The following is a 13,119-nucleotide window of genomic DNA, read 5'->3' on the forward strand; positions in this document are numbered from 1 at the left end:
CTCCGGCGCTACTCGGACGCTGCCCCGTCGCCGCCCGCGCTGAAGTACTCGCTCCGATCGAGCCCGCTCCCCTCGTCCTCGAACAGGAGCAGGTGCGCCAGCGCGACCTCGTCGAGGCGCTCCCAGTACCACGCCGGATCCATGGCGAGCCGCGCCCGACGCCCCGCGATGAGCACCGCGCCCTCGACCTCGTCGTGCTCGCGCGCGGCCGCCCCGCGCCGCCGCGCCGCGGACGAGCCGGCGGGGGGCGGGGCGAGCGACCTGTGCTCCCACTGATCCTCGGCGATGCCGGCCGCGTGCGCGACGAAGTGCACGAACACGTGCAGCCGGCCGTCGCCTGACGCGTCGCGCGCGGCGCCCGCGTCCCGCTTGCGCGTGACGAGCTCGTGGTGCCCCCGCTCGAGCGACAGGAACGCGCCCGCGTACGCGCCGGTGCAGCGGAAGAGCACGTTCCGGAAGCCGCGCTTCGGCTGATCGAGCGCCTCGAGCACGTCGACCGGAGAGCGCGGCGGACCCCACCGCCGGCTCGCGGGCCACGCGCCGTCGCCGGGCCCGCCCCGGTCGCCGTCGATGTGCAGCGTCGCGCTCCACCCCCGCCGCGGGAGCTCCCGGAGGAGCGGCGCGAGCCACCGATCGAACGCCCCCTCGTCGAGCTCCTCCAGGATGAGCGTGATCGCGTCGCGCCGCGCCTCCGTCGCGACGAGCGCGCGCGGCAGCACCTTGCGGACGCCCTCCCACGCCGCGCGCGCCTCGCGCGCGAGCTCGCGCACCTCCTCGCCCTCGAGCAGCGCCATCAGCGCGAGCTCCTCGACGCCGTGCATCTCCTCCTGCGCGGCCGCGAGCTGCCCCCAGAGCTCGCTCAGCCGGTGGTGCTCGGCCTGCAGCGCTGCGGCGTCGATCTCGTGGCGGCGATCGCGCGTGCGCCCGCTCGACAGGCTCAGCTGCGTCAGCAGGAAGTCGATCTGCTCCCGGAGCTGCTCGATCGGCCCGAGGCCCATCCAAAGGTCCACCTCGCGCCGGAGATCGCCGACCTGCTCGACGCCGAACGCCTGCTGCCCCGCCCGCGCCGCGCGCCGCCGCCGCGCCACGAGGCGGAGCGCCGGCGTCTCCGCGCGGCCGACCGCGGCGCCCTCCGCCGGCGCCTCCGGCTCCCCCGCCTCGGCGACCCATACGGTGAGGTCCCGCGCCTCGCCGCCGAGCCCCGCGAGCAGCCGCGCGAGGGGCGCCGCGAGGTGCTCCTCGACGTGGCGCCGGAGCGCCCGCGCGCCGTAGGCCGGCGCGTGGCCGTCCTCGGCGAGCCGGGCGAGCGCCCGCGGCGAGACCTCGAGCGCGACGCCCGCCTCGGAGAGCCCGCGACGCCGGCTCAGGCGCTGCGCCGTGAGGCGGGCGACCTCGGACAGCTCCGCGCGGGTCAGCGATCGGAACGGCACCACGCGATCGATGCGGTTCACGAACTCCTGCCGGAACGCGCCCGCGACCACGCGCTGGTAATGCGCCTCGTCCAGCGCGGCCTGCTCCTCCGCGGGCGCCGCGCCTCGCTCGCCCGCGAACCCCGCCTGCGCGCGCCGCTCCGCCGCGCCGAGGTTCGAGGTCATGATCACGATCGCGTTGTGGAAGTACGCCGTCCTGCCGCGCGCGTCGGAGAGGCGCCCCTCGCCGAGCACCTGCAGCAGGAGATCGAACACGGCCCGGTGGGCCTTCTCGATCTCGTCGAGCAGGAGCACGCAGAACGGCTGCTCGCGCACGCGCTGCGTGAGCAGGCCGCCCGCGCCGTCGGTCCCGCGGATCAGGCGATCGGCCGCGCCCTCGCTCGAGAACTCGCTCATGTCGAACCGCGAGAGCCGATCGGGCGACCCGAAGAGCAGCCCCGCGAGCGCGCGGGCGAGCTCGGTCTTGCCGACGCCGGTCGGCCCCACGAAGAGGAACGTCGCGAGCGGCTTGTCCGGCGGCGAGAGCCCCGCCTTCACCACGGCGATCGTCTCGGCGAGCGCGCGCACCGCGCGCTCCTGCCCGATGACGCTCGCCCCGAGATCGCGCGCCACGCGATCGACCCGGAGCGGCAGATCGTCGCGCAGGAGGAACGCCGGCATGCCGGTGCGCATCGAGAACAGCTCGTGGAGATCGCTCCGCCCGAGCGTGACCGGCTCCCCTTGCGCGGTCCGCTCCCGCTCGTGCACGGTGCGCAGGTCCTCGTAGAGGCGGACCGCCTTGCCCGGGAAGGCGCTGTAGGGGAGGTAGCGCTCCGCGAGATCGACGAGCGCCGTCAGCGCGTCACCCGCGACCGCGGGGCGGTGCGGCTCGACGCGGCGGTCGCGCTCGGCGCGCTCGGCGAGCGCCTTCCGGGTGCCTTCCGCCGAGAGCGGCTCGACCCGGATGCGGCTCAGGCCGGCGAAGAAGGCCCAGTGCCGCCCCTCGAGCGCGTCGAGCCGGTCGTCCCGCAGCTCGCACACGACGCGCACCCGCCCCTCGTCGAGGTAGGGCCGCATCGCGCCGGCCAGGTCCACGTGACCCCCCTCGGCGCGCTCGGCGAGGAGGTCGTCGAGGTTCTCGAAGTACAGCACGGCGTCGAGCGCCGCGGCGGCCTCCATCACGCCGTGGATGCGCTCCTGCCACTGCCCGAGCCCGCTCATGCCCGCGACGAGCTGCGCGCCCGACGTCGCGTAGACGAGCCGCGTCTGGCGCGCGACGTAGGCCTGCATGAGCGCCGTCTTCCCGGCGTGCTCCGGGCCGACGAGCAGGACGCCGAGGCGCTCGTCGCCGTCGAGCAGCGCGGCGAGGCGCGCGAGCTCCGCGTCGCGGCAGGCGAGCGGCGGCGGAGCCGGGCTCCGCTGCGCGGCCACGTGGAGCGGCGTCGCGACCGAGACGAGCGCGTCCACCGCCTTCTTCCGCCGCGCGCGCTCGGCGACCGAGGCGCCGCGCTGCCCGCGCCCGCCCGCGGGCTCGGGCTCCGGCAGCGGGGCGTGGAGCACCTCCAGGCGGTGCGCGCTCCCGGGCAGGAGCCCCTGGTGCTCCCACGTCGACAGCGCCTGCGAGGCGAGCAGCCGGCGCACCTCGTGCCGGATCGCCGGCGCGATCGGCTCGCCGGCCTCGACGTGGAACGCGTGGCCGAGGCTCGGCACGAGCACCCACGCGTCGCGCGCCGCCGGCGCGCTCTGGGGCGCCCCGCGCGCCGCCCGCTCGCCGGCGGGCACCACGACGCACGGGAAGCTCACCGGCGTCTCGCTCCGCAGCTTGCGCGGCAGATCGTCGCGCGGGACGGGGACGTCCACGGAGAGGAGCTCGGTCCCCTCCGGGAACGAGAGCCGGGAGATCGCTTCGGGCTGGGCGCGCGCCGCGTGCTCGCGCAAGAAGAGCTGTTGCTCGACGAGGACGTCGTCGTCGCGGCCGAAGCTCGCGGCGTCGGGCGCCGCGACGGGGAAGGCGACGCACGCGCCGTCGAAGCGCTCGCGCACGAAGACGAGCGCCCGCGCGGTGCGCCCCTCGCGCGCCTCGGGGGCGCCGTCCGCGGGCGCGCCCGCTCCGTCCTCAGGAGCGGGCGCGGATCGTCCCTCGTCGCCGGAGCTCGCGCTCATCCGAGGGGGCGGAGCAGACCCGATCGGCCCGGTCGGCGCAATCGGATCGGCGCGCCGCTCACGACGGGTCGGCCTTGGGCGTCGCGGGCGTGCTCGGGGGCAGCTCGGGCTTCTTGATGTACTCGGTCGGGAGCTCGCCGGTGAGCGACTTGAGGAAGGCGACGATCGACTTCACCTCCTCGGGCTTGGCCTCCACGCCGAGCTGGTGCCACGCCATCTTGGTCACGGTCTCGTCGAGCGTCGCGATCGAGCCGTCGTGGAAGTAGGGGAAGGTCTTCTCGATGTTCCTGAGGCTCGGGACGCGGAAGAAGAACTTGTCCTTCTCGTCCTTCGTGGCGTCGAAGCGCCCGTTGTCCTTGAGGCCGGCGTACTCCTTCACGAGGCCGAGCTTCTGGAACGTCGAGCCGCCGACGGCGACGCCCGTGTGGCAGGTCGGGCAGCCGAGCGAGATGAACTTGTGGAACCCGGCCTTCTCCTCGGCGGTGAGGGCCTTGTCGTCGCCGTCGAGGTACTTGTCGAAGCGCGACGGCGTGACCAGGCCGCGCTCGAACGCGCCGATCGCCTTGGCCATGTTGTCGTAGGTGATCGGCTCCTTGTCGTCGGGGAAGGCGGCCTTGAAGAGCTTCACGTACTCGGGGATCGACTTGAGCGTCGTGATGACCCGCTTCTCGTCGGGCATGGCCATCTCGACGGGGTTCAGGATAGGCCCCTTGGCCTGGTCCTCGAGCGTGGCCGCGCGGCCGTCCCAGAACTGGGCGATGTGGTGGCCCGCGTTGTAGGCCGACGGCGAGTTGCGGCCGCCGAGCTGGCCCTTGTGCCCGGAGGAGAAGTTCTTGTTGTCCACGCCGTAGTTGGACAGGTCATGACACGAGTTGCAGGAGATATCGTGGTTCTTCGAGAGGCGCGCCTCGTACCAGAGCATCCTGCCCAGGGTCACCTTCTCATCGGTGATCGGGTTCTTGTCGTACTCGAATTTGGCGGGCAGCACCTTGAAGGACTTGACGTCGTCCGGATTGAAGACGAGCGGCTTCACGTCGCCCGTCGTCGAGGGCTTTGCCGTGGTCGCGGCCGGGGGGGCCTTGTACTCGTACTCCGCGGATCGTTCGCAGGCGCCGAGGCCGGCGGCGACGAGGAGCACACAGACGAGAGATGAGGGCGAACGCATGATGTCTCCTGGCTCGTGAGGACGAAGTCCACGGTAGATAGAGCCGCCTGCTACGTCAACGCGCGCCTCAGCCGCGCCGCCGTCGCCGTCGCGACCGTCGGCCAAGGCGCGCTGCGCGGCGCCGTCGCGCGGGGCGCCCGGCGACGCGGCGCGTGTTACGGCCAGGTTGCGACTCCTGGTCTCGAAGGTAGCGCAATGGGCGCTGAGGTGCCGCCTTCGCGTCCATCTCCCCCCGAAGTATGCATTTCCGCTTCATCCGATTTATCCAGGCGGGCGCGCGGCGCGCTCGCCGGCGCGGCGCAGCGGGCGCGGGACGCGGCGGGCGATCCGGGGGAGGTGGCGCGGGCGCTCGCCTCGGGGCCCTTGCGTCGCCCGGGGGCGCTGGGCAACCCTTGCGGCCGTGCAATCGCCGATCGACAGCGGGGTCGTGCTCATCACCGGCGCCTCGTCGGGCATCGGCCGCGCGCTGGCGCGCGAGGTCGCCGGCCGCGCCCGGGCGCTCGTGCTGGTGGCGCGCCGCAGGGATCGCCTGGAGGCGCTGCGCGCCGAGCTCGCCGCGGCGCGTCCGGGGCTCGCCGTGCTCGTCTTCGGCTGCGACGTCACCGATCGGGCGGCGGTCGACGCGATGCTCCTCGCCGTGGCGGCCGAGGTCGGGGGGGTCGACGTCCTCGTCAACAACGCCGGCTTCGGCGATCTCAGCCTGTTCGACCTCTCGGCGTGGTCGCGCACCGAGCAGATGATCGCGCTGAACGTGACGAGCCTCGCGTACCTCACGCACCGGCTCGTCGGCCCGATGGTGTCGCGCGGGCGCGGCGCGATCGCGAACGTGAGCTCCGGCTTCGGGCTCACCTTCGGGCCGGGGATGGCCGCCTACATCGGCACGAAGCACTTCGTCACGAGCTTTACCGAAGGCCTCCGCATCGACCTGGCCGGCACCGGCGTGCGGGTGACGCAGGTCTGTCCCGGGCCGGTGCAGACCGAGTTCGCGGAGATGGCCGGCAACTTCACGGGCCTCGAGCCGCCCCTGCTCCTGTCGATCTCTCCGGAGCGCTGCGCGCGCTCCCTCCTCCGCGCGGTGGACCGGGGTCGCGCGCTCGTCGTGCCCGGGGTGGTGGCGTGGTTCGTCGTCTACCTCGGCGTCCTCTGCCCCCGCTGGCTGCTCCGGCTCGTCTACCGGCCGATCGCGCGCATGCTGCGCAAGAAGCAGCTCGCCGTGCGCGGTGCTCCGGCGCCGCCCTGAGGCGCGTCGCGGCCGCGGCCGCCTGCGGAAGACGCGCAAGACGTGGAACGGAGCGCCGCTGAGCCGGCCATCGCTCCGCGCCACGTCGCGCTGCGGGGCCGCGGCGCGGCAGGTTCATCTCCGGGGCCATAGCCCTTGTGGTAGCGTCGTGCGCGGCTCGCCAAGCCCCTGAGGAGAACCACGGATGAAGAAATATCGGTGCCTGGTCTGCGATCACATCTACGACCCGGCGGTCGGCGACCCCGACAGCGGCATTGCGCCGGGGACCTTGTTCGAGCACCTGCCCGACACCTGGGTTTGCCCGGAGTGCGGCGCGACCAAGGCGGACTTCGAGCCGATCGAGGACTGAGCGCGCTGCCCCGCTCCGTGCCGCGGCGGGGTAGGTGCCACGGAGGCGCGGGCGGGCGGGTACATCGATGGTCCGCCCGCCGTCCCCCTGTGTTGCGTGGCGCCGTCCGCGCGCCGCCGCGCGATCGTCCTCGGGTCGGACGAGCTCGGCGCCTCCGACGAGCCAGCCGCAGCGCTATCGCGGGGCGCGCGGCGAGCGCGGCAAGCGCTCCATGGTGAGCGCGAAGCGCTCCGCGGTGCGCGAAGTACGCCGCGGCGAGCGAGAAACGTCCTCGCGGCGGCCGCGAAGCACGGCGCCGTGCGTGGGGACGGCGCAGCGCGGTGCAGTGGAGCCAACCGCGGCGCAAGCTCGGTGCGTGCTCGCTGGCGACGATACCGAGGGAGGTAAAAAGAACTGCTAAGAAAGAGAATTGAACGACTTCGAGGGTGGACCTGACAGGGATCGAACCTGCGACCTCTAGAGTGCGATTCTAGCGCTCTCCCAACTGAGCTACAGGCCCTCGCTTTCGAGAGCGCGGACTCTACCCGCCTGGGCGCGGCTGTCAAGCGAAGAAAGCGGTTTCTGTCCGGGGTCCCCGTGCCTTGCCCCCTCCGAGGGTCGGGGCAGCTCGGCACCACCTCTCGCGCGACCCCCGCGGGCCTGCGCGCGAGCGAGGCCTAGTTGGCGGGGCTCTGGTCCGTCTGCGCGGGCTCGCCGGGCGGCTCGGCCTGCGCGCGCGCCTGGGCCTTCGGGTTCTGGAAGGAGAAGAGCCGCTCGCGCTCCTCCCCGTAGCTCTGGGTGCTCCCCCACTTCGGGTTCCAGTCCTTCACCCAGTACACGTCCCCCGAGACGATCGCGTCCTCGGGCCGCCCCGTGCGCTCGGGGTAGCGGTACATGTACTCCTTCATCGCGTCGCGGTACGAGGTGTTCGCCGGCAGCTTGATGCGGGCGAAGTAGTCGCACCAGATCTGGGTGTACGCGAAGCTCTTCGCGTTCAGGAGGTCGAAGTTCGGCGGCTTGCCCGTGAAAGGATCGATGTGGCGGCCGTCGACCGTGACGGCGTCGACCACGATCGTCCCGTCGTCCATCACCGGGTTGGGCGAGAACATGAACCAGCCCTGGAGGAACCGGAGCTTCTGCGCGAGGACCCGCGTCTCCTCGGGGTGCGGCACCTTCCAGCGGTTCTTGATGACCCACAGCTCGACCGCCGCCTGGTTCACGGCGCCGACGAACATCGCGAGCGCGCCGATCTCGCGCAGCCCGATGAGCGCCTTCCGGCCGGCGAGCCGGAGCGGCGCCGGCGGGGGCGCGACCTCCGAGCGCTCCGGGAGCCGCGCGCCGAGCGCCCGGCCCAGGCTGCGGCGGTGCGCCGCCGCCATCGCCGCCGTGACCGCGTCGCGCACGAGCGGCAGGCGGAGCGCCCACGCGACCGCGGGGCCGAGCGGGATCGCCGCGACGACGTCCGCGAGCGCCAGGGCGCCCTCGACCCCCTTGCCGTCGGGGCGCCGCGCGGCGAGCCCGTGCGCCGCGGAGCTCGACGCCTCGAACGTCAGCAGCCCGAACCGGTCCATCCGCTTCAGCACGCGGCAGGCGAGGACGGCGCCCGGCGACCGCGGGTCGAACAGCACGACGCGGGCCCGGTGCGCGCGCCGCATCGTGCGCGCGGCGATCTCCCAGTCCTCGCGGCCGAAGAGGAGCGTCGAGAACACGCAGAGCGCCCACGCGAACGGTCCCAGCACGAACGTCGTGCCGAAGCCGACGTGGAGCACGTTCATCATCACGAGCGCGAGCCGCCGGGCCCACACGCGGCCGAGCGGCGAGAGGAGGCACACCGGCATGGCCGCCTCGAACGCGATCACCATCCGCGTCATGAACAGGATGATGAAGTTCGGCGCGTAGTCGCGGATGTCCGCCACGATCGGCGTCACCATCCGGTCGACGTAGAGCACGTAGTGGATCGCGGTCCCGTTCTTCCAGGCGGGGCCGGTCTTGTGCACCACGTTGAAGAAGTAGATCGCCGCGAGCTGGATCAGCAGGATGGGCCCGACGAGGGTCACGTGATCGTTCGGCTTGAGCGGATCGTCGAGGGCGGTGCGATCGTTGAGATCGTCGGCGGTCCGCTCGCGGCTCCGCTTCATCGACGCGAGGAGCGCGTCGAGCGAGAAGCGATCGCCGAGCGGCAGGAAGCACGTCCAGAGCAGGAGCAGGTTGTGGACGACGTAGCCGCCGTTCTCGATGAGCAGGACGCGCCCGTTCATGCTCGTGACGAACACGAGCGAGAGCACCTGCATGAGCTTCGTCTTCCAGCCGATGAGCAGGCAGACGTAGGTCGCGAAGATCACGACCCAGAGGACCGCGAGCTCGCCCGGCGTGGAGAAGGCGTTGACGAGCGAGAAGTTCCCGCTGCCCTGCGGGCGCCAGAGGTTCACGTGGTTCGGCAGGACGCCGATGTCCGCGAACATGTCGTTCCACGCCCACGTGCGGCGGAACAGGTCGCCGATCAGGAAGAAGCCGAGCAGGATGCGCGTGAAGCCGAGCGTCCGCCGGTCGAACGTGAAGAAGCTGTCCCGGAGGATGTCCCACATCGATGGCCCGCGCGGCGGGGGAGCCGCCTCCGGCTCGCCGTCGCCCTCGGCGTCGCCGTCGTCGGCCGCGGCGCGGTCGTCGGCCGCGGAGCCGTCGTCCGCCGCGGCGCCGCCCTGCTCCTCGTCGTTCGCGGCGCCGCCCGCGGGCGCGCCCTCGCCTGCGCCGGAGCCCCCCTCGGCGGCGGCCTTCTGGCCGGCCTCGTGGCTCCCGCTGGGGTCCTCGTCCCGGAGCGCGCCCTCGGGCCCGCGCTCGTCGCGATCGTCGTTTACGTTCATAAGGCGTCGAGGTCGGTGCTGCGCGAGCGGAGCGCTCGCCGCTGTCGGTCCCTACCTACCGCAACCGCGCGGGCGCCGCACGAGGCGACCAGGGTCGCGACGCGCGGGAGCGCCGGGGCCCTGGTCGCCTCGCGCGGCGCGCTCGATGCGCGCGGGCTCACGCGGCGGCGGCGCGGCGCGCTTGATGCGCGCGGCGCGGGGCGGTAACGGGGAGCGGAGGTGCCCCCGATGCCCGACGCGGAAGAGCGCCTTGCGCTCGCGGCCTGCGCCTTTTTGGCCGGCTGCCTCCTGCTCGCGCCGCGCGAGTGGGTCTCGGCGGCGCTCGCGCTCGCGCTCGCGGCGGCGCTCTTCGCCTGGCATCTCCGGCTGCGCGCGGGGGCCCGTCGGGTCGGGCCGGCGGCCGCGACGGCGGCCGCGGGCGCCCAAGGCGCGCCGGTCGAGGCGGCCGCTCCGGGACTGCCGGCCGCCGCGGGCCTGCCGGCCGCCGCGGGCCTGCCGGACGCCGCCCAGGGCTCGCCGGGCGAAGCGAGCGCTCAGGCCTTGCCGGGCGAGGAGCGGCGGGAGTCCGGCTGAACGCGCAGCGGCGGGCGGCCGAAGCGGGCGCGCACGCGATCGGCGACCGACCGCATCTTCGGCGCCCCGAGGAACCGCCGCTCCAGCCGCCGCTTGCCAGGGATGTCGAGGAGCATCACGCCGATCAGGATCACCAGCGCGCCCGGGCCCGGAACGCCGGGCAGCGAGAGCAGGATCCCGAGCGCCACGGCGACGACGCCGAGCAGGTTCTTCCCGACGCGCGCCGACACGCGCATCCAGGCGGGCCGCCCTGGCAGGAAAGGCTCGTCCTCCTGCTTCTGCAGGTAGTCCTCGGGCAGACGGACGAGCACGAACGCGACGAGCGCCGTGCCCGCGACGAAGCTGGCGGCGCACACGCCCACCCCGATCGCGATCTGCCCGCGATGCGCCTGCACGAACGAGATCGCGGAGCGGACGGCGTCCATCATCGAGGATGGGCAGGAGCATACGGCGCGCGGCCGGTCGGGGCGAGGCCGGCCGCGGTCCTCAGGGGACGAGCACGGTGCCGATCGATCCGGGCGCGCTCGCCTCGCGCTCGAGATCGCCCGGGCGGAGCCGCCCCAGGATGTGGATGCGGCGGACCCCCTCCGCGAGCGCGGCGAACGACTCCTCGAGCTTCGGGATCATCCCGCGCGTGACGGCGCCGCTCGCGATGAGCGCGCGCCCCTCGGCGACGGTGAGGCTCGGGATGCGCGAGGCGGGGTCCGAGACGTCGCGCAGCACGCCCGGCACGTCGCTCACGAGGAAGAGCCCCGCGGCGCCGAGCTCGATGGCGACGCGGTTGGCGACCGTGTCGGCGTTGATGTTGTAGACCTGCCCGTCCGCGCCGGCGCCGAGGCAGGCGAGCACGGGCACGTAGCCGCCGCGCCCGAGCAGCTCGAGGAGCCCGCGGTCGACGCCCGTGATGTCGCCGACGAGGCCGAGGTCCACCGGATCGGGGCCGGCGCTCCGGTAGACCTGGGGCGGACGCTTGATCGCCGCGAGGGCGGGCCCGCTCGCGCCGTGGAGCCCGACGGGCCGCGCGCCCGCGGCGAGGAGCGCGGCGCAGAGGTCGACGTTGAGCTTGCCGGCGACGACCATCTTCATGACGTCGAGCGTGTCCGCGTCGGTGACGCGCTGGCCGGCGACCTGCCGGACGGGGATGCCGAGGCGCTCCTGCAGCCGGGTCGCCTGCGCGCCGCCGCCGTGGACGACGACCGCGCGCGCGCCGGCGCGGGTGAGCGCCGCGAGATCGCTGGCGAGGACGGCGAGGGCCGGGCTGCCCACGACCTCGCCGCCGAGCTTGATGACGAGCGGGCCTTCCGACGCTGTCACGGGTGCCTCCGCGTTGCTCTGGGACGGTTCATGGGCGGACACGTATCACTTCTGCAGCGGGCAGGGCAGAGGCCGCCGGGCCCCCGCGCGCCCGCGCTCCCCGCGCGCGGGCTTCCGCGGCGCTGCGGCGCCCGCGCTTCCGCGGCGCGGCGGCGCCCGCGCTTCCGTGGCATGCTGGCGCGGTGATCCAGGCCCTCCGACAGGCGCTGTCCAGCCGCACCGCGCCGATGCTCGCGCTCCTCGAGCGGCTGGTGAACCTCAACTCGTTCACGGACAACCCGCGCGGCGGCGACGCGGTGGGCGAGGTCCTCGCCGACGAGCTCACGACGATCCCCGGCCTGTCGGTGCGCCGGTTCCCGAGCGCGCGGTTCGCGGCCCACTGGGTGGTGGAGAGCGAGGCGGCGAAGGCGTCGCCGGCGGGGCACGTCGCCCTCGTCGGGCACCTCGACACGGTGTTTCCCCCGGGCGTCTTCGAGGGCTTCCGCCTGGACGGCGATCTCGCGCGCGGGCCCGGCGTGCTCGACATGAAGGGCGGGCTCGTGGTGGCGATCGAGGCGCTCCGGGCGCTCGAGCGGATCGGCGCGCTGGCGGAGATCCCGGTGCGGCTCGCGATCGTGTCGGACGAGGAGGTCGGGTCGCCCGAGGGGCGCCCGCTGCTGCAGCGCGAGCTCGCGGGCGCGTCCTGCGCGCTCGTGTTCGAGGCCGGGCGCGAGGGCGACAGGATCATCACCGCGCGCAGGGGCACGGGTGGGGCGACGGTGCGGGCGACGGGCAAGGCGGCGCACGCCGGCAACGCGCACGAGCAGGGCGCGAACGCCATCTGGGCGCTCGCCCGCTTCATCGACTGGGCGCAGCGGCTCACCGATTACGCGCGGGGGGTCACGGTCAACGTCGGCAAGGTGAGCGGCGGGCAGGGGAGGAACACGGTGCCCGACGCGGCCGAGGCGGCGGTCGATTTCCGCTTCGTGAGCCTCGCGGACGGCGAGGCGACCCTCTCTGCGCTCGCCGCGGCGGCGCACGAGGCGGCGCTCGAGGTGCCTGGCACCTCGGTGCGCGTGGACGGCGACGTCGCGCGGTCGCCGCTCGTGCGGACCGAGGCGAGCGCGGCGCTCTGCCGGGAGTATGCGGCCTGCGCGCGGGCGGCGGGGCTCGGCGACGCCGAGGCGCCGCTCATCGGCGGCGGCTCCGACGCGAGCTCGACGGCCGAGATCGGGATCCCGTCCATCGACGGTCTCGGGCCGCGGGGCAGCGGCTTTCACACGAAGGACGAGCTCATCGAGGTGGGGACGCTCGTGCCCAAGGCGGAGGCGCTTGCGGCGTTCCTTGTGGGGCGTCGCGCCTCGGCGACGGGGTAGCGCGAGGGCGCCCCCGCGAGCGAGGAGCGAGTCCCGCCGTGTGGCGTGTCGGCCTATGCTGACTGCGGCTCCGCGCGACTCCGGATCTGAACGACTCCGGATCCGTCCTTCGAGGGTTTCGTTACGTCTCCTCGGGCTCGGGCCGCGGCGCGCGCACGAGCTTCAGGTGGCGCGGCATGGCGCCGCTGGCGCCCCGTGGCGGGCCGCCGGACGGCGCGGCGTGCACGTCATCGTCCCGCACGAAGAAGTCGGGCCGCGTCTTCGAGGGCGGCGCGAGATCCTCGACGGCCTCTCCGCGGGTGGCTCGCTCCGCGATGCAGCACGCGCAGTAGCGCTCGGGGTCCCAGTCGATGTCCTCGAGGCCCATCTTCCGCACCCACGACAGCTCCCACATCAGCGTCGGGCTGACGTGGATCACGTTTCCCGAGCGGCGCACGCCGCTGCTGTGGAACCAACGACGCTTGGACATGGGCGCACCTCTCGAGCCGAGGGCGCCCATCTTGCCGCTGATAAAGCAGCTCGCCAAGCGCTCTCCCGGTGAAATCCGTGATGCTGGGCGGCCTTACGTCTGAGTTCTTGGAATCGTCACGAAATAACATGATGGCTCTCACTGCACGCAGCTCTCGCCGGTCGTGAAAGTCTCAGCTGCTTCAGCGCTCCCCGGCGCGCTGGCGCTCTCCGGCGGACCGCCGGGCGCGGCGCTGCCGCCGT

Annotated in this window: 10 protein-coding genes and 1 tRNA gene; 4 read left to right on the forward strand and 7 right to left on the reverse strand. The window is 73.9% G+C overall.

Annotated features, from left to right (window positions below; genetic code table 11):
• Nucleotides 1-8 precede the first annotated feature (8 nt).
• Nucleotides 9-3,572 (reverse strand): AAA family ATPase, encoded by a 3,564-nt coding sequence (locus WMF20_RS02555; RefSeq protein ID WP_437610391.1) that lies wholly within the window; start codon nt 3,570-3,572, stop codon nt 9-11.
• 58 nt (nt 3,573-3,630) lie between these two features.
• Nucleotides 3,631-4,737 (reverse strand): cytochrome-c peroxidase, encoded by a 1,107-nt coding sequence (locus WMF20_RS02560; RefSeq protein WP_275938195.1) that lies wholly within the window; start codon nt 4,735-4,737, stop codon nt 3,631-3,633.
• 400 nt (nt 4,738-5,137) lie between these two features.
• Between WMF20_RS02560 and WMF20_RS02565 the strand changes: the two genes are divergently transcribed.
• Entirely contained in the window at nt 5,138-5,977 is an 840-nt protein-coding gene (locus WMF20_RS02565) for an SDR family NAD(P)-dependent oxidoreductase (RefSeq protein ID WP_437610393.1), read from the forward strand.
• Nucleotides 5,978-6,161: 184 nt separating this feature from the next.
• On the forward strand, nt 6,162-6,326 hold the full coding sequence (gene rd, locus WMF20_RS02570) for a rubredoxin (RefSeq protein WP_129572858.1): 165 nt from the start codon (nt 6,162-6,164) through the stop codon (nt 6,324-6,326).
• 426 nt (nt 6,327-6,752) lie between these two features.
• On the opposite strand, the gene WMF20_RS02575 is transcribed toward rd, so the two are convergent.
• Nucleotides 6,753-6,825, reverse strand: a tRNA-Ala gene (locus WMF20_RS02575).
• A 157-nt stretch (nt 6,826-6,982) separates the two neighbouring features.
• Nucleotides 6,983-9,166: a hypothetical protein gene (locus tag WMF20_RS02580; protein ID WP_437610396.1), complete on the reverse strand. Its 2,184-nt coding sequence runs from the start codon at nt 9,164-9,166 to the stop codon at nt 6,983-6,985.
• A gap of 228 nt (nt 9,167-9,394) precedes the next feature.
• On the opposite strand from WMF20_RS02580, the gene WMF20_RS02585 reads away from it, so the two are divergent.
• Nucleotides 9,395-9,739 carry a hypothetical protein gene (locus WMF20_RS02585; RefSeq protein WP_437610398.1) on the forward strand — a complete coding sequence of 115 codons (345 nt, stop codon included), beginning with the start codon at nt 9,395-9,397 and terminating at the stop codon, nt 9,737-9,739.
• Here WMF20_RS02585 and WMF20_RS02590 read toward each other — a convergent pair.
• Both WMF20_RS02590 and argB read right to left on the reverse strand, forming a co-directional pair.
• The gene (locus WMF20_RS02590) at nt 9,700-10,167 is read right to left on the reverse strand and encodes a hypothetical protein (protein ID WP_129572861.1); all 468 of its coding nucleotides are present in this window, start codon (nt 10,165-10,167) and stop codon (nt 9,700-9,702) included. The two genes, WMF20_RS02585 and WMF20_RS02590, sit on opposite strands and share 40 nt — an antisense overlap.
• A 58-nt stretch (nt 10,168-10,225) precedes the next feature.
• Nucleotides 10,226-11,053: an acetylglutamate kinase gene (argB, locus tag WMF20_RS02595; RefSeq protein WP_437610400.1), complete on the reverse strand. Its 828-nt coding sequence runs from the start codon at nt 11,051-11,053 to the stop codon at nt 10,226-10,228.
• A gap of 182 nt (nt 11,054-11,235) precedes the next feature.
• Here argB and WMF20_RS02600 point away from each other — a divergent pair, with 182 nt between their 5' ends.
• On the forward strand, nt 11,236-12,408 hold the full coding sequence (locus WMF20_RS02600) for a M20 family metallopeptidase (protein ID WP_437610402.1): 1,173 nt from the start codon (nt 11,236-11,238) through the stop codon (nt 12,406-12,408).
• Nucleotides 12,409-12,529: 121 nt separating this feature from the next.
• On the opposite strand, the gene WMF20_RS02605 is transcribed toward WMF20_RS02600, so the two are convergent.
• Complete coding sequence (locus WMF20_RS02605) at nt 12,530-12,877, reverse strand: hypothetical protein (RefSeq protein WP_237244966.1); 348 nt, start codon at nt 12,875-12,877, stop codon at nt 12,530-12,532.
• Nucleotides 12,878-13,119 lie beyond the last annotated feature (242 nt).

It is taken from the genome of Sorangium sp. So ce834, assembly GCF_051521425.1.
In the GTDB taxonomy this organism is placed as follows: Bacteria; Myxococcota_A; Polyangia; order Polyangiales; family Polyangiaceae; genus Sorangium; species Sorangium cellulosum_D.